Source organism: Chryseobacterium sp. GQ58 (genome assembly GCF_059758895.1).
The window spans coordinates 541150-562878 of the sequence record NZ_JCAXEH010000001.1 but is presented as its reverse complement, the minus strand read 5'-3'; the positions used below and the strand labels follow the sequence as shown (position 1 = coordinate 562878).

The 21729-nt window shown below is 34.9% G+C and carries 23 protein-coding genes; 13 read left to right on the top strand and 10 right to left on the bottom strand.

Annotated elements, in window-relative coordinates; genetic code table 11:
• Positions 1–25 precede the first annotated feature (25 nt).
• The 4 genes from AC6CHK_RS02660 (at position 26) to AC6CHK_RS02645 (ending at position 3814) form a co-directional block, all read left to right on the top strand.
• Entirely contained in the window at positions 26–415 is a 390-nt protein-coding gene (locus AC6CHK_RS02660) for a DUF4293 domain-containing protein (RefSeq protein ID WP_498093292.1), read from the top strand.
• A gap of 217 nt (positions 416–632) precedes the next feature.
• Positions 633–1556: a M28 family peptidase gene (locus AC6CHK_RS02655; protein ID WP_498093290.1), complete on the top strand. Its 924-nt coding sequence runs from the start codon at positions 633–635 to the stop codon at positions 1554–1556.
• A 51-nt stretch (positions 1557–1607) separates the two neighbouring features.
• Positions 1608–3446 (top strand): ABC transporter ATP-binding protein, encoded by a 1839-nt coding sequence (locus AC6CHK_RS02650; RefSeq protein ID WP_498093288.1) that lies wholly within the window; start codon positions 1608–1610, stop codon positions 3444–3446.
• Positions 3447–3463: 17 nt separating this feature from the next.
• Complete coding sequence (locus AC6CHK_RS02645; RefSeq protein WP_498093286.1) at positions 3464–3814, top strand: DUF1801 domain-containing protein; 351 nt, start codon at positions 3464–3466, stop codon at positions 3812–3814.
• 671 nt (positions 3815–4485) lie between these two features.
• Here AC6CHK_RS02645 and AC6CHK_RS02640 read toward each other — a convergent pair.
• The 5 genes from AC6CHK_RS02640 to rsfS form a co-directional block, all read right to left on the bottom strand.
• Positions 4486–5139, bottom strand: coding sequence for a phosphatidylserine decarboxylase family protein (locus AC6CHK_RS02640; RefSeq protein ID WP_498093285.1), 654 nt, complete (start codon positions 5137–5139; stop codon positions 4486–4488).
• Between the two features lie 78 nt (positions 5140–5217).
• Positions 5218–6090, bottom strand: a complete 873-nt coding sequence (locus AC6CHK_RS02635; RefSeq protein WP_498093283.1) for a phosphatidate cytidylyltransferase — start codon at positions 6088–6090, stop codon at positions 5218–5220.
• Between the two features lie 23 nt (positions 6091–6113).
• Entirely contained in the window at positions 6114–6695 is a 582-nt protein-coding gene (locus AC6CHK_RS02630; RefSeq protein WP_498093281.1) for an LUD domain-containing protein, read from the bottom strand.
• Positions 6696–6829: 134 nt separating this feature from the next.
• Positions 6830–8827 (bottom strand): ATP-dependent zinc metalloprotease FtsH, encoded by a 1998-nt coding sequence (gene ftsH / locus AC6CHK_RS02625; RefSeq protein WP_498093280.1) that lies wholly within the window; start codon positions 8825–8827, stop codon positions 6830–6832.
• An 18-nt stretch (positions 8828–8845) separates the two neighbouring features.
• Positions 8846–9214 carry a ribosome silencing factor gene (gene rsfS, locus AC6CHK_RS02620; RefSeq protein WP_498093278.1) on the bottom strand — a complete coding sequence of 123 codons (369 nt, stop codon included), beginning with the start codon at positions 9212–9214 and terminating at the stop codon, positions 8846–8848.
• An 86-nt stretch (positions 9215–9300) separates the two neighbouring features.
• Between rsfS and AC6CHK_RS02615 the strand changes: the two genes are divergently transcribed.
• Complete coding sequence (locus tag AC6CHK_RS02615; protein ID WP_498093276.1) at positions 9301–10014, top strand: biotin--[acetyl-CoA-carboxylase] ligase; 714 nt, start codon at positions 9301–9303, stop codon at positions 10012–10014.
• Here AC6CHK_RS02615 and AC6CHK_RS02610 read toward each other — a convergent pair.
• From AC6CHK_RS02610 to AC6CHK_RS02595, 4 genes are all read right to left on the bottom strand, one after another.
• Positions 10008–11120, bottom strand: coding sequence for an LptF/LptG family permease (locus AC6CHK_RS02610; RefSeq protein ID WP_498093274.1), 1113 nt, complete (start codon positions 11118–11120; stop codon positions 10008–10010). The genes AC6CHK_RS02615 and AC6CHK_RS02610 overlap by 7 nt on opposite strands.
• Before the next feature lie 3 nt (positions 11121–11123).
• On the bottom strand, positions 11124–12257 hold the full coding sequence (gene tgt, locus AC6CHK_RS02605; RefSeq protein WP_498093272.1) for a tRNA guanosine(34) transglycosylase Tgt: 1134 nt from the start codon (positions 12255–12257) through the stop codon (positions 11124–11126).
• A gap of 1 nt (position 12258) precedes the next feature.
• A complete protein-coding gene (locus AC6CHK_RS02600; protein ID WP_498093270.1) occupies positions 12259–12627 on the bottom strand; it encodes a DUF4296 domain-containing protein in 369 nt (122 codons plus the stop codon).
• A gap of 85 nt (positions 12628–12712) precedes the next feature.
• Positions 12713–13429, bottom strand: a complete 717-nt coding sequence (locus AC6CHK_RS02595) for a polyprenol monophosphomannose synthase (RefSeq protein ID WP_498093269.1) — start codon at positions 13427–13429, stop codon at positions 12713–12715.
• Positions 13430–13505: 76 nt separating this feature from the next.
• Between AC6CHK_RS02595 and AC6CHK_RS02590 the strand changes: the two genes are divergently transcribed.
• From AC6CHK_RS02590 to AC6CHK_RS02575, 4 genes are all read left to right on the top strand, one after another.
• Entirely contained in the window at positions 13506–14174 is a 669-nt protein-coding gene (locus AC6CHK_RS02590) for a DUF4271 domain-containing protein (protein ID WP_498093267.1), read from the top strand.
• Positions 14175–14186: 12 nt separating this feature from the next.
• Positions 14187–14927, top strand: a complete 741-nt coding sequence (locus tag AC6CHK_RS02585) for a uroporphyrinogen-III synthase (RefSeq protein WP_498093873.1) — start codon at positions 14187–14189, stop codon at positions 14925–14927.
• Positions 14928–15012: 85 nt separating this feature from the next.
• Positions 15013–17058 (top strand): S9 family peptidase, encoded by a 2046-nt coding sequence (locus AC6CHK_RS02580; protein WP_498093265.1) that lies wholly within the window; start codon positions 15013–15015, stop codon positions 17056–17058.
• 20 nt (positions 17059–17078) lie between these two features.
• Positions 17079–17420, top strand: a complete 342-nt coding sequence (locus AC6CHK_RS02575; protein WP_498093264.1) for a hypothetical protein — start codon at positions 17079–17081, stop codon at positions 17418–17420.
• 140 nt (positions 17421–17560) lie between these two features.
• Here AC6CHK_RS02575 and AC6CHK_RS02570 read toward each other — a convergent pair whose 3' ends face one another.
• Positions 17561–18052, bottom strand: a complete 492-nt coding sequence (locus tag AC6CHK_RS02570) for an SRPBCC domain-containing protein (RefSeq protein WP_498093263.1) — start codon at positions 18050–18052, stop codon at positions 17561–17563.
• A 193-nt stretch (positions 18053–18245) separates the two neighbouring features.
• Between AC6CHK_RS02570 and AC6CHK_RS02565 the strand changes: the two genes are divergently transcribed.
• From AC6CHK_RS02565 to AC6CHK_RS02550, 4 genes are all read left to right on the top strand, one after another.
• On the top strand, positions 18246–19790 hold the full coding sequence (locus AC6CHK_RS02565; protein WP_498093261.1) for a sensor histidine kinase: 1545 nt from the start codon (positions 18246–18248) through the stop codon (positions 19788–19790).
• 74 nt (positions 19791–19864) lie between these two features.
• The gene (locus tag AC6CHK_RS02560) at positions 19865–20551 is read left to right on the top strand and encodes a response regulator transcription factor (RefSeq protein ID WP_498093260.1); all 687 of its coding nucleotides are present in this window, start codon (positions 19865–19867) and stop codon (positions 20549–20551) included.
• Positions 20552–20641: 90 nt separating this feature from the next.
• Positions 20642–21295 carry a hypothetical protein gene (locus tag AC6CHK_RS02555; protein ID WP_498093258.1) on the top strand — a complete coding sequence of 218 codons (654 nt, stop codon included), beginning with the start codon at positions 20642–20644 and terminating at the stop codon, positions 21293–21295.
• 124 nt (positions 21296–21419) lie between these two features.
• Positions 21420–21674 (top strand): hypothetical protein, encoded by a 255-nt coding sequence (locus AC6CHK_RS02550; protein ID WP_498093257.1) that lies wholly within the window; start codon positions 21420–21422, stop codon positions 21672–21674.
• Positions 21675–21729 lie beyond the last annotated feature (55 nt).

Sequence of the window (21729 nt, the reverse complement as noted above, 5' to 3'; positions counted from 1 at the left end):
ATTTTTGCTGTGAATTTAAAACTTTATGTTACAAAGAATACAGACAATCTGGATTTTGCTGTCGGTTTTAGCAGCAGTTTTCTTATTTATTACAGGAGAAGATGTGGATGTTTTCGGAAGCTTTCCGATTATTGACATTTCATCAGCTGTTTTAGTTTTGTTGGGAGCTTTCAGTTTATTTAGTTTTAAAAACAGAAAAAGACAGATCATGCTGAATAATATCAGCATTTTTATAAACGCTTTGTTGATTGGTATATTGGCGTATTGGCTGCAAAACTTATCCGGAGGAATAGATTTTCCTGAGAAGGGTATTGAGCCGGTTTTCCCGTCTGTTGCGGTGATATGTTTGCTTCTGGCAAATGTTTTCATCAAGAAAGATGAGAGGCTCGTAAAATCTGTAGACAGACTCCGATAACCTTACAATGATTTTTTTGAGAGAGAACAGCTTCTTTTTAGAAGCTGTTTTTTATTTTCTAAACTTACAGATTGATACAGCCATTTGCATTTATTTATGAAAAATACATATTAATATAAACAAATCATGAAATCTGTGGGAACTAAAAATTAAATTTATAAGATTTGATGCAACATTTCCGTTTAAACTGCGACAGATTATTTAAATTTAATCTAAAATGAAAAAAATAACCTTCTTTATTTTATCACTTTTTTCGATGTACACTTTAGCTCAGGAAGTTTCGAAGGAAAAAATCACCGATATTCTTTCAACATTGGCATCAGACGAAATGAAAGGCCGTGAAATAGGAACTCCGGAAAACGATAATGCCGCAAACTATATTGCTAAGCTTTTTAAAGAAAATAATCTAGAATATTGCACCGGAAATTCTTATTTGGTTCCATTCAATTATAAAGGAAAAACAGCTTACAATGTCTGTGGAATCAAAAAAGGTGCATCCGAAAAATATTTAGGATTTTCAGGGCATTTTGATCATATCGGAACCAATAAAAAAAGTGGCGACAATATCTACAACGGTGCCGACGACGATGCAAGCGGAATCACAACTTTGGTAGGAATTGCAGATTATTTTAAAAATAAAAAGCCTGAATTCTCTATGGTTTTCATAGCATTTAATGGTGAGGAAAAAGGAATGCTGGGCTCAATGGCTATTGCCGAAGACAAAAATTTAGATAAAGTTTACAATAATCTTTCTGCACTTTTCAATTTTGAAATGGTGGCCACAGAATCCGAATTTGGGAAAAATGCAGTTTTCATTACAGGAGATGAATTTTCTGACCTTGACGAATTGTTTAACCAAAATGCAGCAAACGAATTAAGAATACATCCCGATCCTTATGCGCAGGAGCAATTATTTTACAGATCGGATAATGTGAGTTTTGTTAAAAAGAAAATCATTGCACATTCTATTTCTACAGCCGACATGAGTAAAATAAAGCATTATCATCAGGTAAATGACGATGTGAGCGTTGTTGATTTTGACAATCTTACCCAGCTTATCAACAATTTTGGAAAAACTTTAGAGAAATTAAGTCCAAAAAACTTCAATCCGAAGTATAATGATAAAGTAAACTTCAATTAAAGAACGTCTTATCATTATATTTTAATTAATTTTGCTATCCAATTTTAATGAATGAACGAATATAAAAAAATACTGAAGTTTGCAAAACCGCATCAGAAATTCATCTACGGAAGCTTATTCTTCAACTTGATGTATTCTCTGTTTCAGATCGCTTCTTTAGGAACAATCTTGCCTGTATTGGGAATGCTTTTCGGAACCATAAAACCTGAAAAATACACATCGCCACCTGTTTACTCGGGAGAAATTATAGATTTCTTTTCATATTTAAAAGAATATTCAAATTATTACGTTCAGAGTTTAGTAACAGAATATGGCTCGCTGAATGTACTCGCCTGGCTTTGTGTCATTACCGCCTTCATGTTTTTGCTGAGAAATATTTTCAGATATTTAGGCTCATATTTATTAATCAATTATCGTGTTGGCGTTACTAAAGACCTTCGTGGTGCAATGTACCGCAAGATCCTTTCTTTGCCTGTTTCATTTTTTACCGAAAGCAGAAAAGGTGATATGATGTCTCGTATGTCAAATGATGTAGGCGATGTAGAAGGCAGTATTTTAGGAAGTCTTGTAGACCTTATCAATGCTCCGTTTATGTTGATCAGCACATTGGTAACTTTATTTTTCTTAAGCCCCGAAATGACGCTTTTCTCACTTTTGGTTTTACCTGTAATGGGAACATTGATCGCACTCATCGGAAAAAGCTTGAAAAAAGATTCTCATGAAGCTCAGAATGAAATGGGAACCATATTTTCCATTGTAGACGAAACATTGAAATCGTCAAAAGTGATCAAGATTTTTAATGCAGAAAAGATAATGGACAACCGTTTTATGCAGTCTATGCAAAGATGGATTAACAGCTCGATAAGATTAGGAAGAAAAAAAGAACTGGCATCGCCGATGAGCGAATTTTTAGGTTCGGTAACATTTTTAATCATTGCATGGTACGGCGGAAAACAGATCATTGTAGAACAAAGCATTTCTCCTGCTGATTTCTTAGTCTTTTTAGGGATTTTTTTCCAGATTCTGCCTCCTATGAAAAGTTTATCCACCTCAATTTCTAATGTTCAGAAAGGGGAAGCTTCTTTAAAAAGAGTTTTGGAAATTCTTGATGCAGATGTGAAAATCGAAGAAATATCCGAGCCTGTTTCAATCTCAAATCTTGATGCTCATATTGAATTTAAAGATATTGGTTTTTATTATGATAAGTCTAATTTGATCCTGAAAAATTTCAACCTTACAATTCCGAAAGGGAAAACAGTCGCTTTAGTTGGTCAAAGCGGAAGCGGAAAAACGACTATTGCCAATCTTTTAGCAAGATTTTACGATGTTTCGGAAGGTGAAATTTTAATCGACAAAACCAACATCAAACATTTAAAACTCGAAGAATACAGAAAATTATTGGGAATGGTAACTCAGGAATCTGTTTTATTCAACGATACGGTTTACAACAACATTATGATGGGTAAACCTGAAGCTTCAAGAGAAGAAGTGATTGAAGCTGCAAAAATCGCCAATGCAGACACCTTTATCTCACAACTTCCAAATGGTTATGATACGAATATTGGTGATGATGGAGGAAAGCTTTCGGGCGGACAAAAGCAAAGGGTTTCCATCGCGAGAGCGGTTCTTAAAAATCCGCCGATTATGATTTTGGACGAAGCAACTTCAGCTTTAGATACAGAATCTGAAAAATTTGTGCAGGATGCTCTTGAAAAAATGATGGAAAACAGAACTTCATTAGTCATTGCGCATCGACTTTCAACCATTCAGAAAGCCGACTGGATCGTGGTAATGGAGAAAGGTGATATTGTAGAACAAGGCACTCACCACGAGCTTATTGCAAACCGTGGCGTTTATCATAAACTGGTTGAGCTTCAGAATTTTGATTAAACCTTAATTCGTTTTAAATGAATCTTATACAAGAGTATTTCTACAGAATCGAAGAGCCTGAAAGAAGTACTCTTTTGTTTTTAAGAAAGAAAATATTAGAATCTGATCCTGAAAACATTACAGAAACATTGAGTTTCGGACTTCCATTTTTTAAATATAAAAAGAAGATGCTTTGTTATTTGTATTACAGCAAAAAATACAAAAAGCATTATGTGAGCTTTTATCACGGTGATCGTTTAGATTACCTAGAGCTGATTCAGGAAGGCAGAAAGAAGTTTAAGATTCTTCTGATCGATATGGAAAAAGATTTGCCTGTAGATTTTATTTTGAAGATGATTGATGAAGTGAAAAAATATATTAAAGCTTAAGCATCAGTTTAATTACTTTTTTATGATCGGGTGACCTTATACGGACTGCTTAATTTCAAAAACATCTGTATTGTTTCTCTAAACTCTTTTTTCATTTAATAAAAATCTCAATTTTTTTCATCACTAAATCTGATGCATTAGGAATGACTCTCAGTTATTTAGATATCCTTTTTTCAATAAAAATAACAAGAATAGGGAATACCTACTCTTGTTTTGAATTATTTTGTTATCAAATTTTATTTGATTTTCAATAAGTTAAGCTGTCGAATAATGCTTATCACTAAATCTGATACATTACCGCTGTTTCTTCCGTAAGAAACCCTTGCATTTCCTAATAATAATCGCTATTTTCTTCCATCACTAACTTTGATACACGAGAAATGATTCTCAGCTTTTTAAATATCCTTTTTTAGACGAAAACAACAAGAGTAGGGTTAAGATACCTTTGTTATATTGTTATATTCTTTTTTATTTCTATTGGTTTTCAGTAAGTTATAAATAAAAATGATATTATCACTAACTCTGATACATGACCAAAGCCGGACGATATTCCGAAATGACAGATCATATTCCTTGTCATACAGACGGTATTCCGATAGACATAGCAAGGATTAATATAAAAAGAGAAAGCATTTCTGCCTTCTCTTTTGTAATTATGTTTAATAATCATATTATTCTTTCATTCTAGCGATCACATCCAGTCCGCCTTTAGTTTTATCTCCTATTTTACAGATGATTTCTGTATCCAGCGGTAAGAAAATATCCATTCTTGACCCAAATTTGATGAATCCGAACTCATGGCCTGCTTTCGCCATATCGCCTTCTTTACAATAGAAAACAATCCTTCTTGCCACATAACCTGCAATCTGTCTGAAAACAACCTTATGATGCGTCATGCTTTCAACGGCAATCGTTGTTCTTTCGTTTTCGGTAGAAGATTTTTCGTGCCATGCTACCAGATATTTTCCGGGGTGATATTTTTTATAAATTACATTTCCCGAAACCGGAAACCTGCATATATGTACATTCAACGGCGACATAAAGATTGAAACCTGAATTGCTTTTTCTTTCAAAAACTCAGTTTCTTCAACCTCTTTTATCATCACTACTTTTCCGTCTACGGGAGCAATTACATTTTCTTTATGATCAAGGATGTCACGATTGGGAACTCTGAAAAACCAAAACACCAAACTGTAGATAATCAGCAACGGCATGATGATCAGCAATGACCATATTTCAAGGAAATAGATCGATACTGCTGCAACGATTGCAAAAAGTATCGTTGCCACCACGATTGTTCCTTTCGATTCTTTATGTAATTTCATAGGTGATATTAATTGTTTTTTTGTCTTTGTAATCGCATAATCTTTATGTAATCACGGATTAAAGACGTCTTTATAAGTTTAAATAAATCTTTCTAAAATAAAGTACAAATATACGACAGGAACGCAGATTAAAAAACTATCCAAACGATCTAATACTCCGCCATGTCCGGGAATGATATTTCCGCTATCTTTGACGCCGAAAGTTCTTTTCAGCTGGCTTTCTACCAAATCTCCCAAAGGCGCAAATGCTGCGATCAGAAAACCTACAACCATCCAGTTACCGCGAAGCTGCGGCTGGTATTGCTCAACAAAATAAGATAAGATTAAAGTTAAAATCACTCCACCCGCATATCCTTCCCATGTTTTTTTTGGAGATATTTTGGGAGCCATTTTATGTTTTCCGAATAATTTTCCTGCCAGATACGCAAAGGTATCGCTGCTCCATATTAAAATGAAAAGGAAGATCACCTCATAAGAAAACGTATTTTCGTAAGTGGAATATTTAGGCAACCCTAAAGCAAAAGAAAACGGAAGAGCCACATAAATAACCGTGAAAATAAGTTTTCCGCTGTCTAAATAGAGCTCGCTGGTGAATTTAAACAAAGTAACTACCGCAATCACGATCAGGGAAAGCCCCAATATTTCTGTCAGCCGGAAATTAAAGAAAAAATCGTGATAGAAATATCTTTTAGAAAACATATAAAAGATGATCAGTACGACCGGAAAAACAATCCACTTTTCATAGCCGTTCCCGAATTTCATTATTTTAATGCATTCCCAGGTTCCGACGAGCAAAAGAAAGCTTATTAAACCGTAATACAAATATTGCTGCTTGATGAGCCCCGGAGAAATCTGATCAATGAGCTGAGCGCCGAAAGGTGTGGTACAGAGAATAATGACTGCGATATAAACAATCCCCGAAATGGTTCTCTGAATAAGGTTTTTGTCCAAAATTTAAAATTTAGAATTTGATGCTAATCTTCCAATAACAGTAAAAACAGTTTGGCGCTGTTATTAGCCGCAGTATCCAGCTTAGAATGATTTCCGCTGATAGAGGTAAGGTTTTTTATATTTCCGCTGCGTTTTATTTTTCCCATTGCATCGTTTAGATTATTGACAATCTGGGAAACATTGGCCATGATGATGATTTTCGAAGGCAGCCTCGAAGAATGATAATGCAGGATATTATTGTGCGAAAGCATTATTCTTCCGTCGTATGCAATAAGGTATTCGCAGGTGATAAATGCTGCGTCATTCGACAATTCAAGTTGTGATGTGTAAGGAATCTTTACAACATTCAAAAAATTCTGAAGATCTTTATCACAACAAAAAACAGAGTTTACATTTTCTATTTTCAGGATTTGATTCAATGTCTGCAAGGCTTCCGCCTCATCAGCACAATAATTAAAAAAGCCTCCGGAATGTGTAAATAATTGGGCAAACTTATAATCGAGATCCGCATTCTTGAGCGAATCTCCTAGCTTCTCCAGACTTTGTTTGTCGTCTTCCTCCGGCTGATTGGTTAGTTTGCTTACAATTCTTTTAAATAAACTCAACTTAAATGTATTTTAGTCAATTCAATACAAAAATAGAAAATTAATCATAATGATTCTAAAAATGTACGGTTAATTATGAAAAAACCCGGCAATTTTAAAGTTACCGGGTTTTGTTTTATTTATTGTGAAGATTTTTATAGCTGCGTCGGGCTTTCAGGAGCCTGAGTTTCACTTTCTTCTTCTTTTTCGTGTATCGGAATAGTCGTCGCAATAGTATTAGTTACTGGTCTTTCCGTTAATTCGGGATCCCATGCTCTTTTACCAAATATCTCTTCAAGATCTTCGCGGAATATCACCTCTTTTTCAAGAAGTTTTTTCGCCAAAGCATTCAGTTTATCTTTGTTTTCGGTAAGAATCTTTACCGCTCTTTCATACTGATGCTCGATAATTGTTTTGATCTCTGAATCTATTTTTGAAGCAGTTGCCTCAGAATAAGGTTTTCCAAAGTTATATTCTGACTGCCCCGAACTGTCGTAATAAGAAATGTTACCAATATTTGGACTCAATCCGTAGATCGTAACCATCGCCTGAGCTCTTTTCGTAACCGTTTCCAGATCCGAAAGCGCACCCGTCGAAATATTATTAAAGATAACCTGCTCTGCAGCTCTACCTCCTAAAGTAGCACACATTTCGTCAAGCATCTGCTCGGTAGTTGTCAATTGTCTTTCTTCCGGAAGATACCAAGCAGCACCTAAAGAACGGCCTCTTGGCACGATTGTAACCTTCAACAGCGGAGATGCATGCTCTACCAACCAGCTGATTGTTGCGTGGCCTGCTTCATGGAAAGCTACTCTTTTCTTCTCTGACGGTTTTATCGCCATGTTTTTCTTTTCAAGACCACCGATGATTCTATCAACAGCATCTAGGAAATCCTGTTTGTTTACCGATTCATGGCTGTTTCTTGCTGCAATTAAAGCCGCTTCGTTACAGACATTTGCAATATCAGCTCCACTAAATCCAGGTGTCTGTTTTGCCAAGAAATCTCTGTCTACCGTATCATCAAGCTTGATCTTCTTCAAATGCACATCGAAGATCTCTCTTCTTTCGTGTAATTCCGGAAGGTCTACATAAACCGAACGGTCAAAACGACCCGCTCTCATTAATGCTTTATCTAATATATCTGCCCGGTTGGTTGCCGCCATTACGATTACATTCACATCGGTTCCAAAACCATCCATTTCGGTAAGCAACTGATTCAATGTATTTTCTCTTTCGTCATTTCCACCCGAAAAATTGTTTTTTCCTCTTGCACGGCCGATAGCATCAATTTCATCAATAAAAATAATTGCCGGAGATTTAGCTTTTGCCTGAGCAAATAAATCTCTTACTCTTGACGCTCCTACTCCTACAAACATTTCCACGAAATCTGAACCGGATAAAGAGAAAAACGGAACTTTAGCTTCACCTGCAACAGCTTTTGCCAACAAGGTTTTACCTGTTCCCGGAGGCCCTACCAAAAGAACACCTTTCGGTATTTTCCCTCCTAATCTTGTGTATTTTTCTGAGTTTTTCAAGAAATCTACCACTTCCTGAACTTCTTCTTTAGCACCTTCTAATCCTGCAACGTCCTTGAATGTTGTCTGAATTTTTTCTTTCTCGTCAAAAAGTTTGGCTTTAGATTTACCTATAGAGAATATTTGTCCTCCAGGACCTCCACCACCTCCCATCTTTCTGAAAAGAATGAAGTAGAATAATCCTAAAATAGCGATCCAGATCAATGCGGAGAATAAAATTTCCGTGAACGGACTTTTTCCTTCTGCATAATCTTTAGAAGTTTTTATAGTCGGATTATCTTTTTTTATTGTTTCAAATTTTTCTAAAAAGAGCTGTAAATCTCCGTATTTAAGGCTGTAATCTGCCTTTGAAGCCATGCTCAGATTTGAAAAAGGATTGTTTGTTTTATCTTCTTTTTTTACTGTCGCCGCTTTTGCAGCTTGTGTTAAAAAAACATCAGCTTTCTGGGCCTGTTTATCAATCAATACATTCTGAACTTTCCCCGTCTGCATTTCTCTGAAGAAAGCATCTTCATCGATAGATTTTGCGTTGTTATCTCCAAAAAAATTTGAGACAAAAAATAACAAAAGAGCTATTATCGCAATCGGAAAAAACCAGTTAAATCCTTTATTATTCATTTATTACTTTTAAAGTTTTTATATTTCATTTTCTATTTTGGTGATTATTGCATCACCCCAAAGTTCTTCAATATCATAATATTCCCTTACCTGCTTCTGGAAAATATGCACCACTACTGTCACATAATCTACCAAAACCCACATGGCGTTTTCGGTACCTTCTACATGCCAAGGTCTGTCCTGAAGCTCGTTTCTTACTTTTTTTTCTACACTTCCTGCTAATGCTGAAACTTGTGTATTTGAGTTTCCACTACATATTATAAATGTTTCTGCTACCGAGTTTTCAATGTTTGAAAGATCAAAAATCATGATATCTTCCCCTTTCACATCTTGGATTGCTTCTACAATTTTATCTATTAGCGCTTGCTTTTCTGCTGTCTTATTCATTAAAATATACTATAATCTGCAAATTTATTGTTTTTCTTTTACTTTAGCCTTACTTTTAGAGCCTTAATGTCTTAAAGTTTTCTTAAATGAGCGAACTATTTTACCTAAAAGAGTGTTCTTCAACTAATGACGAAATATCTCAGGTTTTACTTTATCCAAATACAAATTTTACTGGCCTTTACACTTTTAATCAAAAAAAAGGAAGGGGACAATACGGTAATTCGTGGAGTTTTGTTCCTGAACAGAACTTGGCTTACACATTAGCTGTAAAAACATCATCCGTTGCGCTCACCGACTTTCTGTTCAATTATTATACCGCAATATGCATACAACAATATATTGCCAAAATGACTGAAAACCTCGTAAAGATAAAATGGCCAAACGATATTATTCTTAAAAATAAAAAAATAGCCGGAATTCTGATCGAAAAGAAAAAAATCAATAGCGAAAACTACTTTATCATTGGAGCGGGAATCAATATTTTACAGGAAAAATTTGATAAGATTTCTAATGCAGGATCCATTTTAACGCAAACAGGGAAACAATTTGAACTTAAAGATTTCACAAAAGGACTTCACAATTTTATAATCGAAAAGCTCGAAAACTTTCCGTCTGAAAAGGAAATTTTAAACCAATTTAATTTAAATTTATTTAGGAAAAACGAAATTTCAGTTTTTGAAATCGACGATAAGCGACAAAATGGCATCATAAAATCTGCCGATAAAAATGGAGAATTAGTGATCGAACTGGAAAACGGAACACGTTCTTTTTATCATAAAGAAGTAAAACTGCTTTATTGATTGGCTCTTTTAATATACAAAATCAAGGTAATCGGGAAAAATATAATGTTGGGAAACCACATCGCCAATGCCGGAGACATGCTTTTGTTTTCTGAAACCACTTTTAAGGCTTCAAAGGAAAAAACGAATACAAAGGCCAAAGAAATCCCAATCGCCAGATTGATTCCAAGTCCGCCACGTTTCTTTTGAGAAGATAATGAAAGCGCTAAAAACGTCAACAGAATGATCGAAACAGGCATCGAGGTTCGCTGATAAAGCTCATTAAGATGCGTATTCAAGTTGCTGTTTCCTTTTTCTTTTTCTCTGTCGATAAATTTTACAAGCTCGGGAGTCGTTTTATTCTGTCCCAAAAGTTCGTTGGGAAACAATTCTTCAGGAGCCTGTCCAAAACTTTTTCTAAGCTCAAAATTTTGCCCAAGCTTTTCGGAATCATCCTTATTAATCGTCTTTTCAAGATAACTATTAAGCACAAACTGCTTTTTTGCAGGATCCCAATACGCATCATTGGCTTTAAGCTCATAAATCATTTTCCGGTTTTTATCAAACTTCTGATAAACAAATCCGTAGCCTCTTTTTTCCTTTTTGTTCCAGGAATTGATAAATATATATTCCGTTTTGCTCAACTGCGCAGAAACGGGAGCTGTGCCTAATATCTTGTCTTTATTGGTCGCATTGTAAGTATAGGCTTCGAGCTCATTTTTTTTAATATTTGCCCAAGGCAAAACGAAATGGTTGACCACAAGAGAAATCACCGCAATAAGCAAAGAAGTTAGCAAATAAGGCTTTGCAAACCTGTGAAAGCTTGCTCCGCTACTGATAATTGCCACAATTTCAGTATTATTTGCCATTCTTGAAGTAAAATAAATTACCGATATAAATACCAAAATCGCTAAAAAGGTAACAACCAGATTAATAATCCAAAAAGGATAAAAGTGAACTAAAAAGTAGCTTAAATCAAGTTTAGGATCAATTTCTGTAGCTCTTTCTATACGCGGAATTTTCTGCTGAACATCAATCACCAAAACAACTATAGACAGCAATATCAACATGAAACCAAAAGTTCCAAGGTATTTTTTTACGATATATTTATCTACAATTTTAAACATTTATTAAAGTCTTTGTCTTAAAACAGGATCAACAGATTTTTTCCATTCATAAAAATCTCCTGCTAAAATATGCTCTCTTGCGACTTTTACCAAATCCAGATAAAAAGCAAGATTATGAATAGAAGCAATCTGTTTTGCCAAATATTCTTTTGATACGAACAAATGACGTACATAAGCTTTTGAATATTCCTGATCTACAAAACTTGTCCCAAACTCATCCAAAGGCGAAAAATCTTTCTTCCACTTTTCATTTTTAAGATTCATCACGCCTTGCCATGTGAAAAGCATTGCATTTCTGGCATTTCTTGTAGGCATCACACAATCCATCATATCAATTCCCAATCCGATAGATTCCAGAATATTCCACGGAGTACCAACGCCCATCAAATATCTTGGCTTATCTTTTGGTAAAATATCGGTCACCTCATCGGTAATTCTGTACATTTCCTCTTCCGGTTCGCCAACAGAAAGTCCGCCGATTGCATTTCCTTCAGCGCCAGCTTCTGCAATAACTTCGGCAGAAATTTTTCTTAAATCTGAATACGTAGAACCTTGAACAATAGGGAAAAATCGTTGCTTGTGACCGTATAATTCAGGATTTTTTTCATTCCAGTCAATACATCTTTTCAACCAGCGATGAGTCATTTCCATGGAAGCTTTTACCTGATTGTATTCGCAAGGATAAGCGACACATTCGTCAAAAGCCATAAAAATATCCGCCCCGATCTGTCTTTGGATTTCCATAGATTTTTCCGGAGTGAATAAATGAACACTTCCGTCAATATGAGATTTGAATTTCACGCCTTCTTCAGACATTTTTCTGGTTCCCGAAAGTGAAAAAACCTGAAATCCGCCTGAATCTGTAAGAATCGGAAGATCCCAATTCATAAATTTGTGCAAACCTCCGGCTTCCTGCATCACCTCCATTCCTGGGCGAAGATACAAGTGATAAGTATTCCCCAAAATAATCTGGGCTTTGATATCATCTTTTAATTCTCTTTGGTGAACTGTTTTTACGCTCGCAACAGTTCCTACAGGCATAAAGATCGGAGTTTTTACAACGCCATGATCGGTCGTCAACTCTCCTGCTCTTGCTTTTCCCTGTGAAGTTTTTTCTATATTAAAAAATTGCTGCATATTATCTGACTAATGTTGGAAGATTTTTATTCTTTTCCATTTTGCTTTTCACAAAACCTTCTGCTTTAGGATCTTTTTTCAGGAGGATTTCCTGTGCTTCCTCTACAATTTTGCTCATCTTTCCCTTTACCACATAATATTTATAGCTTTCTACAAAATCATCAGCTTTCACATTATGGTTTTTAAGGATATATCTTGTTCCGCTTTCTAGGTTTTTATTTTGAAATGTAAAAGTAATCTGATCGTTAACCGCAAGATCTGCAAGAATCTCCGACATTGTACTTTTATCTACGATATTTTTTGGCTTGCTGATATATTCACTGCAGGAAACCAAAAATAAAAACATAAAAAGGCAAATCAGCTTTTTCATATGTAGATATTTATGTTTTTAAGGTTATATGGAATCACCTTCTTTACGGATTTTTTGTTTTTAGAAATAATTATTAATGGCGATTTCATAATTTATTGATTATTGATTTCCATTTTAAATTTAAAACACCAAGCACGGCTTCATGAATAATTCCGCCGTTCATTTTACTTTCACCTAAAATTCTGTTGGTAAAAATAATAGGAACTTCTACAATTTTAAAGCCTTTCTTGAATGCCCTGAATTTCATTTCAATCTGAAAACCGTAGCCTTTCAGTTTTACATTTTCCAGACCGATTTCTTCCAAAACCTTTCTTGAAAAACAGACGAAACCCGCCGTCGTATCATGAATAGGCAATCCTAAAATAATTCTCACATACCTGGAAGCAAAATATGACAATAAAACTCTTCCCATCGGCCAATTGACAACATTCACTCCTTTTGAATAACGCGAGCCAACCGCCATATCTGCATTTAAACAAGCCTCAAAAAGCTTAGGCAAATCGTTGGGATTGTGTGAGAAATCGGCATCCATTTCAAAGATATAATCATAATTGTTTTGCAAAGCCAAATTAAAACCATGAATATAAGCCTTTCCCAAACCGTTTTTGATCTGCCTTATCGACAAGTGAAGCGTATTGGGATATTTTTTCTGCAAATCTTTAACGATATCTGCCGTTTTATCGGGCGAAGAATCGTCTACCACCAAAATATGAAAATCATTTTCTAACGCAAAAACTGCAGAAATTATCTTTTCAATATTTTCCTTTTCATTATATGTTGGGATGATGACGAGCTTTTTCATTTTCAATTTGCAAAGATAGTTTATTAAGCTTTTTATTTTATACAAAATAATCTATAATTTTGCAAAAAATATTCTTTTGCCGTTATCACAAAACTTTACCAACCAAGTAAGAATACCTGAAAATAATGATTGGGTAGTCTTCACGCTTATAGGCTGTCTTTTCCTATATATTTTTATGATGAATATTATAGAAAGAGAGGCCAATCTGAGAGATTTTCTGCTACAGAAATATTTTGACTCGAGCAACAACCTTCCAAGCTGGATCATTACGTCTTGTGTAACGACATTGAGCCTGGCTGTATTGGTTTCACAATACATTCCTATCGTTCCTGAATATGTTGCCAAATTGCAGCTTTTTGGTTACCAGCTCAACAAATTTGGATATTGTCTAATCATAATTTCATTATTTTATTTTCTGCGGACAGCTTTAGGTTATTTATTTTACAATAGCATCGGAGACGGGAAAAAATGGAATATTTTCTACTTTACCTCCACCAAATTCTACTTTATTTTGTCGGTTTTAGTAATAATCCTGTGTGTTACCCACTATTATTTCCCTATTGACAGAAATAATGCATTTTTATACTATTTATATTTTTTTGTATTCGTATTTATTTTTAAGGTTTTTTTCTATTTATTTCACAGAAACAATATATTACCACAAAAATGGTATTATAAATTTTTGTATATTTGCACCCTCCAAATAGCACCTTTACTAATGCTTTGGAAGTTATTATTTATTTAATAAAAGTACATGATGAGAATAAAGTCTATATTGGTTTCTCAACCAGCGCCTAGTGAGTCTTCTCCATACCTGGACATTGCAAAGAAGGAAAAAATAAAGATTGATTTCCGTCCTTTTATCCACGTTGAAGGGGTAGACAATAAAGAACTAAGAACACAAAAAATAGATTTGACACAATATACAGGTATCGTTTTTACCAGTAAAAATGCTATTGATCACTATTTCAGGCTTGCAGAAGAGCTTAGATTTTCTGTACCGGATACGATGAGATATATCTGTCAGTCTGAAGCGATTGCCAATTATCTTCAAAAGCATATTGTTTACAGAAAAAGAAAAATCAGCTTCGGAGAAAAAATATTTGCGGATCTTTTGCCGTTATTCAAAAAATTTCCTTCTGAAAAATATCTATTGCCTTCATCCGATGTATTAAGCCCGGATATTACTAAAACTTTGGATTCTGCCAACATAGACTGGACCAGAGCAATAATGTATAGAACGGTTTGCAGCGATTTAACGGATATTAAAATTAAAGATTACGATATGCTGATCTTTTTCAGTCCACAAGGAATCAAATCTTTGCAGCAAAACTTCCCAGATTTTGCGCAGGATGAAACAAAAATAGGTGTTTTTGGAAATACCACTTTAGCAGCAGCCGAAGAGGCGGGTCTAAGAGTAGATCTGATGGCTCCTACAAAAGAAACTCCGTCGATGACGATGGCACTTGAAAAATACGTTAAAACGCTTCACAAATAGTTTTAACAATAAATAAATAACAGCCGTCTTTTCAAAAAGGAAAGATGGCTTTTTTTTAATTAGATTTGAATAAGAATTATAGTAAATGAAAGCTCCACAGGCAAAAAAAATAGAATACACAATAGAAACTCACGGGGATAAAAGGACCGATCCTTATTTCTGGATGAAGGAAAGAGAAAATCCTGAAGTTTTACAATATCTTGAAGAAGAGAATGCGTATGCTGATGAAATGATGAAAGATACCGAAGCTTTTCAGGAAGAGCTTTACGAAGAGATGAAAGCGAGATACAAAAAAGACGACGAGTCGCTGCCGTATTTTTTCAATAAGTATTGGTATATCGTGCGCTATGAAGAAGGAAAAGAATATCCTATTTTTTGCAGAAGATATCAAACTTTAGAAAATCCTGAAGAGATCATTTTAGATGTCAATATCCTTGCGGAAGGCGAAGAGTTTTTTGAAGTTGCCAATGTTGCGGTAAGCCCGAATAATGAATTGGCTTCTTTCTCATCTGATAATGTAGGAAGAAGAATTTATACTTTAAATTTTAAAAACCTGAAAACCGGCGAAACTCTTCCCGATACAATAGAAAACACAACCGGAAAAGCCGTTTGGGCAAATGACAATGAACATGTTTTTTATGTCACAAAAGATGAAAGCCTTCGTGCTTATAAAGTTTTCAGGCACCGTTTGGGAACAAATACTTCAGAAGATGTTTTGGTTTTTCATGAGAAAGATGAAACTTTTGATGTGAATGTTTTCAAGACCAAATCTTTAGAATATATCTTCATTGCAAGTTCAAGCACAATCTCTGACGAGCACCATTTTTTGCCTTCGGATAATGTTTTTGCAGAACTAAAAGTGATACAACCGAGAATTGACGATCTGGAATATTCTGTAGAACATTACGGTGACGAGTTTTATATCATTACCAATATCGACGATGCTACCAATTTCAAAATTGTAAAAACAAAAATCGACAATTGCGGTATGGAATTTTGGGTAGACGTCATTCCGCATCGTGACGAGGTTTTATTGGAAGGTTTTGAAATATTTAAAGATTATCTTGTTCTCGAAGAAAGAGAAAAGGGCCTTTTGCAGATCAAAATCATTGAAGAAAAAACACAGGACTCTTATTATTTAATATTTTCAGATCCCACATATACGACGTACATCAGCATCAATTTAGAATTTGACACCGAAATATTGCGTTTTGGTTATACTTCTTTGACGCAGCCAAGCTCAACTTACGAATATAACATGAAAGATAAAACCACCAAACTACTGAAACAGCAGGAAGTTTTGGGTGGGAAATTTTTACCTGAAAATTATATTTCCGAAAGAATTTGGGCAGAATCAAGAGACGGAGTCGCAAAAATTCCTATTTCTCTGGTTTATCATAAAGACACCAAAAAATCTGCAGATACTCCTCTTCTTTTATATGGCTACGGAAGTTATGGGCACACCGTTGATGCAAGTTTTTCCAATGTAAGGCTGTCACTTTTGGACCGCAATTTTATTTATGCAATTGCTCACATCCGGGGCGGAGAATATTTGGGCAGAGAATGGTATGAAGAAGGAAAAATGCTATTTAAGAAAAATACTTTTTTTGACTTTATTGATGCCGGAAAACATTTAATTAAAGAAAATTACACGTCTTCAAAACATTTGTACGCAATGGGCGGAAGCGCAGGCGGCCTTTTGGTGGGAGCCGTTGTAAATTACGAACCGCATCTTTTCAACGGAATTGTAGCACAGGTGCCTTTTGTAGATGTTGTGACAACAATGTTGGACGACACGATCCCTTTAACGACGGGGGAATACGATGAATGGGGAAATCCAAGTGACGAAGAATATTATTATTATATGAAGGAATATTCGCCTTACGATAATGTAGAAGCAAAAGAATATCCGCATATGTTGATTACAACCGGCTTTCACGATTCTCAGGTTCAGTATTGGGAGCCTGCAAAATGGACTGCAAAATTGAGAGAATTGAAAACAGATAATAATCTTTTGTTATTTAAAACCGACATGAGCGCAGGCCACGGCGGAGCAAGCGGAAGGTTTGAATCTTTGAAAGAAGACGCATTGGAATACGCTTTTTTACTAAAGCTTGAAAACAAAATATAATCCTACAAAATCATTTTGACATGACAGAATCAGAATTATGGGCAAAGGTTGAAGAATTTTTTGTAATAAATTTTGACACAGAAAAACATCCGCAAATAGATACTATTTTATTTTTAATAGGCGTTCAGGAACTTGGAAGCGGCCAACAGAAATACACCAAAGACGACAAGCTCAATATTTTGCATATTGCCGTTTGCCGTTTATTGGAACCTTTCGGATATTTCAAATTTTCGCATTACGACAAAGACGGATATCCGCATTTTGAGGAAACAGAAAAGCTTCCCGAACTGAAACCAAACGAGCAGCAGCTTCTGATGAAAAAAGCAATTGTTCATTATTTTCAGGAGGAAAACCTTATATAATTATTTTTAAACCATTAAGATTTGATTTAGGAATTAAGTTTAATTAAGATGAAAACACACAGATTTAGCTTAATGCGCAAAGCAAACTTAATATTCTCAACAACTTAATAATAATCTTAATGGTTTAAAAAATTTAAGAATTACTGATTTTTCAAAATCTCTTCCAATTGATTAAGGCCTGTTTTAAAACCTTCTTCAAAGCCCATTTCGAGCTGTTTTTTCATGTCTTCTTCCGACTCAAAATGCAGATTAAACGAAACTTTCGTTCCTTCTTCAACGCCGGTAAAGCCGATCAGCCATTTTGTCTGCGGAAAATTTTCATCAATTTTTTGATTTTCGTCGCAGAAAGCATCAAGTCCGTCGAAACTTCTGTGCTCGGTAATTTCGCCATATTTAACCAAAGAATACACTTTTTCTCCTTCCGGGCCAATCATTGCGTAATGCCAGATTCCGTTTTCTTCGAAATCCATTTTTACAGTTTCACATTTCCAGGGTTTTGGTGCCCACCATTGATCGATAAGTTCAGATTTGGTAAAATAATCCCATACTTTTGAAACTTCAACATCATATATTTTCATAACATAAATGCTTTTTGAGTCAAAATCTTTATTAAAAACAATTTTTGATTCCATATTAAATTTTTATTTAAAATTAGAAAATCCTTAGATAACAATACTTTTCATAAGACAAGAAATGATGAATTTATAAAAAAATGTTAAAAAACACGTTTTTAAGAAAACCAACACAATTTTTCGGCGCGTTTTTTGTTTATATCGTCGTGAAATATTTAATTTTAACATTTGTAATTACAAATCATAATATGCAATGAATAACAAATTCATCCCAATAATATCAGTTTTTATGACAATTTCATTGATTGTCTTTGTTACGTTGCAGTTTTACTGGCTCAAGGGATATTATGGCGCCTTGGAACAGGATTTTTCCAGCAAAGTATATACCGCTCTCGAAAATACCTCAAAAACCGTTTCTGAAATCGAAGTTGACAAACTTCTGAACGAAAACTATGAAAATTTCAGGAACAATATCCTTGCAAACAGCAAGCAGCCTTCTTTGACAACCATTCAGCAGGTAGAAGATTCCGGAACTCAAAGACAGATTATTTATGCTAAAAACCTTATTGACCAAAAGCAGCTTCCTACAAAAAGAGGCGATTCTTTGAGCTTGACCACTTTATATACTGATGAAGCTATTTATAAATTAAAAAGAGATACAACACAAAGAGAGCAGCTTACAAATGAAATCAATCAGGACATTCAAACCGGTGACTGGGGAATGAAAGAGTTTGTAAAAGTAAATGGCAATAATCTTCCGATCGGCGAAAGAGTAAACCAAAAAATATTGGATTCCGTCATTACAAAAGAACTGAAAATGAAGGGAATTACCGCAAATTTCGGATTTGGTGTTACTGATAAAAATAATAAGCTAACCAAAATAGTCAATAAAGTTTTTCAGGATAAGAAAGACAACAATATGTATACTTATCCGCTGTTTACAGACACAAAAGATCGCACTTTATACACTTTGGCCTTGGTTTTTCCTAAAAAAGAATATTCTTTGGCGATGAATAACTGGCCGATGCTTTTGGGAACATTTCTTTCGTTGCTTACGATCTTGGGAATTTATATTATTTCCATTAATTATATGATGAGGCAGAAAAAAATTGCGGAAATAAAAACAGACTTTATCAACAATATGTCGCACGAGTTTAAAACTCCTTTGGCAACTATTTCCGTTGCAACAGATTCTTTGGCAAATGATAAAATTGCTACAAATCCTGAAAAAGTAAGATATTATTCGGGTCTTATCAAACAGGAAAATCTGAGAATGAAAAAACAGGTGGAAAACGTTCTAAATATGTCAAAACTCGAAAGAAATGAAGTGAAATTATTCTTAAGAGAAACCAACGTAAGAGAATTGATAAAACGGACAACCGAATCATTTGGACTTATAGTTACGCAGAGAAACGGGTCGCTTACTCAAGAATTCACCGCAGATAAATACACATTCAAAATTGATGAATTTCATATATCAAATATGCTTGTGAACCTTTTGGATAATGCCAACAAATATTCTCCCGAAGCTCCTGAAATCAAAGTAAAAACCAAAAACGAAGGCAATTGGTACGTCATTGAAATTTCAGATAAAGGAATGGGAATGGAAACCGAAAATAAAATCAAGATTTTTGAAAAATTCTTCAGAGAAGAAACAGGAAATATTCACAATGTAAAAGGTCAGGGATTAGGACTTTCGTATGTGAAGAAAATTATCGAACTCCATAAAGGCCAGGTAATTGTAGATTCACAAAAAGAAAAAGGAAGCACATTTATTATCAAACTTCCGATGGTATAATTATTTAAAACTAAAAGCAAAATATTATAAACAAGTACAATTAAATTTATTTTTAATTATTAATCATTAAAATTATGAGTAACAGAATATTATTAGTAGAAGACGACCAGAGTTTCGGAGCGGTATTGAAGGATTATTTAAGCATAAACAATTTCGAAGTAACGCTTGCTACAGATGGCGAACAGGGTCTTAAAGAATTTACAGAAAACGAATTCGACATCTGTATTTTCGACGTAATGATGCCTAAAAAAGATGGTTTTTCATTAGCCGAAGACGTGAAAAAAATTGATAAAAATACGCCGATCATATTCCTTACCGCAAGAAATATGAGAGAAGATATTTTGAAAGGATACCAGTTGGGAGCCGACGATTATATCACGAAGCCATTCGACACCGAACTACTTTTGTATAAAATAAAAGCTATTCTTCAAAGAAGTTCTACTTTGGAAAACGAGGAGCAGGAGCAGTTCAAAATCAGCAATATTTTCTTTGATTCTATGCTGAGACAATTAAGAGTTGGTGATAACGAGTACAAGCTTTCACCGAAAGAAAACGAACTTTTAAAGCTTCTTTGCCTTCACAGAAACGACTTTATGCCAAGAGACCTTGCCTTAAGAAAAATCTGGAAAAAGGAGAACTATTTCACCGCAAGAAGTATGGATGTGTATATTGCTAAACTGAGAAAACTCTTGAAAGATGACGAAGGTTTAGAAATCATCAACGTTCATGGTGAAGGTTTCAGACTTTTGGTTAAAAACTAAAAGAACAATAAAATATTTAACATAATATATAAATTAGCAAAGCATTTCAAAATGTTTTGCTAATTTTGTTTCTTACGATTAGTTTTTGATATGAAAAATATATTTTTAGGAATAATTACAGCAGGAATTTTAACTGTTGCCTGTAAAAAAGACGAAAAGCCAACTTACATAAAAGAGGAAGCAGACGCTCAACAGCCAGCTGCCGCAATTAACAATACGCCGCAACCGTCATTATTGAATCAAGCTGGAATCCAGACAGCCACACCCAATAATTCACCAGTTGCTGCAACAGCACACGGAATGAATCCTGCACACGGACAACCGGGTCACCGATGTGATATTCCTGTCGGGCAACCGTTAAATAACTCTACTGCTCCTGCGCAGGCTCCCAATACACAAAACATTACGGTTGATGGGAATAATACCATCCAAATAGATCCGAATGCTGTAAGCCCCGGAAAAGTAATGGTTGACAACAAAGGGAAACAAGTGAAAACTGCACCAGGCATGAATCCGCCACACGGTGAGCCCGGACATAGATGCGACATTGCCGTTGGGCAGCCTTTGAGCAGCAAGCCTGCGCCACAACCAGCTCCAACGCAGAATATACAAACTCAAACCGTTCCGACCACTCCGGCTCCGCAACCTGTTGTTGCCAACAATACAGGTCCAAAACCAAAAAACAACCCTGCACATGGTGAGCCTTGGCATGATTGCGCTAAAAAAGTAGGTGACCCACTTTAATTTATTTTTGTAAATTTGCAGCGTGAAGCAACTGCAGGTTTTATTAATTATCTTTTGTCTAGGAATTTTTCTTGTTCCTAAAGATAATTTCTATGCCCAAATTTCACAGCAAAATTGCTGTAAAATGGATTTTAAATCAGACAGTTGCTGTGATAAAGATCATAACAGTCACAATGAGAAAGATGAAAAATCTTCTTGCAATGATGATTGCTGTTCTTCTTGCATGGCTTGCTATACATTTGTTGAAAATCTTTCCGGTAAAGCAATTTTTGTTGAGTTATCGTTATTTCAAACTGATAAAAACGTACTTTTTCAATATTCCGATCCTTATATTTCGGATAGTTTAGAAGATATTTGGCAGCCGCCGAAACTGGGTTAATTATGTTCTGATCATTCATTAATTACAATGAATCTTTTTTAATTAATCTAAATTT

Excerpts from the sequence above, each read along its gene's own strand:
- AC6CHK_RS02660 (WP_498093292.1), top strand. The coding sequence starts at position 26 with ATGTTACAAAGAATACAGACAATCTGGATTTTGCTGTCGGTTTTAGCA.
- AC6CHK_RS02655 (WP_498093290.1), top strand. The coding sequence starts at position 633 with ATGAAAAAAATAACCTTCTTTATTTTATCACTTTTTTCGATGTACACT.
- AC6CHK_RS02650 (WP_498093288.1), top strand. The coding sequence starts at position 1,608 with ATGAACGAATATAAAAAAATACTGAAGTTTGCAAAACCGCATCAGAAA.
- AC6CHK_RS02645 (WP_498093286.1), top strand. The coding sequence starts at position 3,464 with ATGAATCTTATACAAGAGTATTTCTACAGAATCGAAGAGCCTGAAAGA.
- AC6CHK_RS02640 (WP_498093285.1), bottom strand. The coding sequence starts at position 5,139 with ATGAAATTACATAAAGAATCGAAAGGAACAATCGTGGTGGCAACGATA.
- ftsH (WP_498093280.1), bottom strand. The coding sequence starts at position 8,827 with ATGAATAATAAAGGATTTAACTGGTTTTTTCCGATTGCGATAATAGCT.
- rsfS (WP_498093278.1), bottom strand. The coding sequence starts at position 9,214 with ATGAATAAGACAGCAGAAAAGCAAGCGCTAATAGATAAAATTGTAGAA.
- AC6CHK_RS02615 (WP_498093276.1), top strand. The coding sequence starts at position 9,301 with ATGAGCGAACTATTTTACCTAAAAGAGTGTTCTTCAACTAATGACGAA.
- AC6CHK_RS02610 (WP_498093274.1), bottom strand. The coding sequence starts at position 11,120 with ATGTTTAAAATTGTAGATAAATATATCGTAAAAAAATACCTTGGAACT.
- tgt (WP_498093272.1), bottom strand. The coding sequence starts at position 12,257 with ATGCAGCAATTTTTTAATATAGAAAAAACTTCACAGGGAAAAGCAAGA.
- AC6CHK_RS02600 (WP_498093270.1), bottom strand. The coding sequence starts at position 12,627 with ATGAAAAAGCTGATTTGCCTTTTTATGTTTTTATTTTTGGTTTCCTGC.
- AC6CHK_RS02595 (WP_498093269.1), bottom strand. The coding sequence starts at position 13,429 with ATGAAAAAGCTCGTCATCATCCCAACATATAATGAAAAGGAAAATATT.
- AC6CHK_RS02585 (WP_498093873.1), top strand. The coding sequence starts at position 14,187 with ATGAGAATAAAGTCTATATTGGTTTCTCAACCAGCGCCTAGTGAGTCT.
- AC6CHK_RS02580 (WP_498093265.1), top strand. The coding sequence starts at position 15,013 with ATGAAAGCTCCACAGGCAAAAAAAATAGAATACACAATAGAAACTCAC.
- AC6CHK_RS02575 (WP_498093264.1), top strand. The coding sequence starts at position 17,079 with ATGACAGAATCAGAATTATGGGCAAAGGTTGAAGAATTTTTTGTAATA.
- AC6CHK_RS02570 (WP_498093263.1), bottom strand. The coding sequence starts at position 18,052 with ATGGAATCAAAAATTGTTTTTAATAAAGATTTTGACTCAAAAAGCATT.
- AC6CHK_RS02565 (WP_498093261.1), top strand. The coding sequence starts at position 18,246 with ATGAATAACAAATTCATCCCAATAATATCAGTTTTTATGACAATTTCA.
- AC6CHK_RS02560 (WP_498093260.1), top strand. The coding sequence starts at position 19,865 with ATGAGTAACAGAATATTATTAGTAGAAGACGACCAGAGTTTCGGAGCG.
- AC6CHK_RS02555 (WP_498093258.1), top strand. The coding sequence starts at position 20,642 with ATGAAAAATATATTTTTAGGAATAATTACAGCAGGAATTTTAACTGTT.
- AC6CHK_RS02550 (WP_498093257.1), top strand. The coding sequence starts at position 21,420 with ATGGATTTTAAATCAGACAGTTGCTGTGATAAAGATCATAACAGTCAC.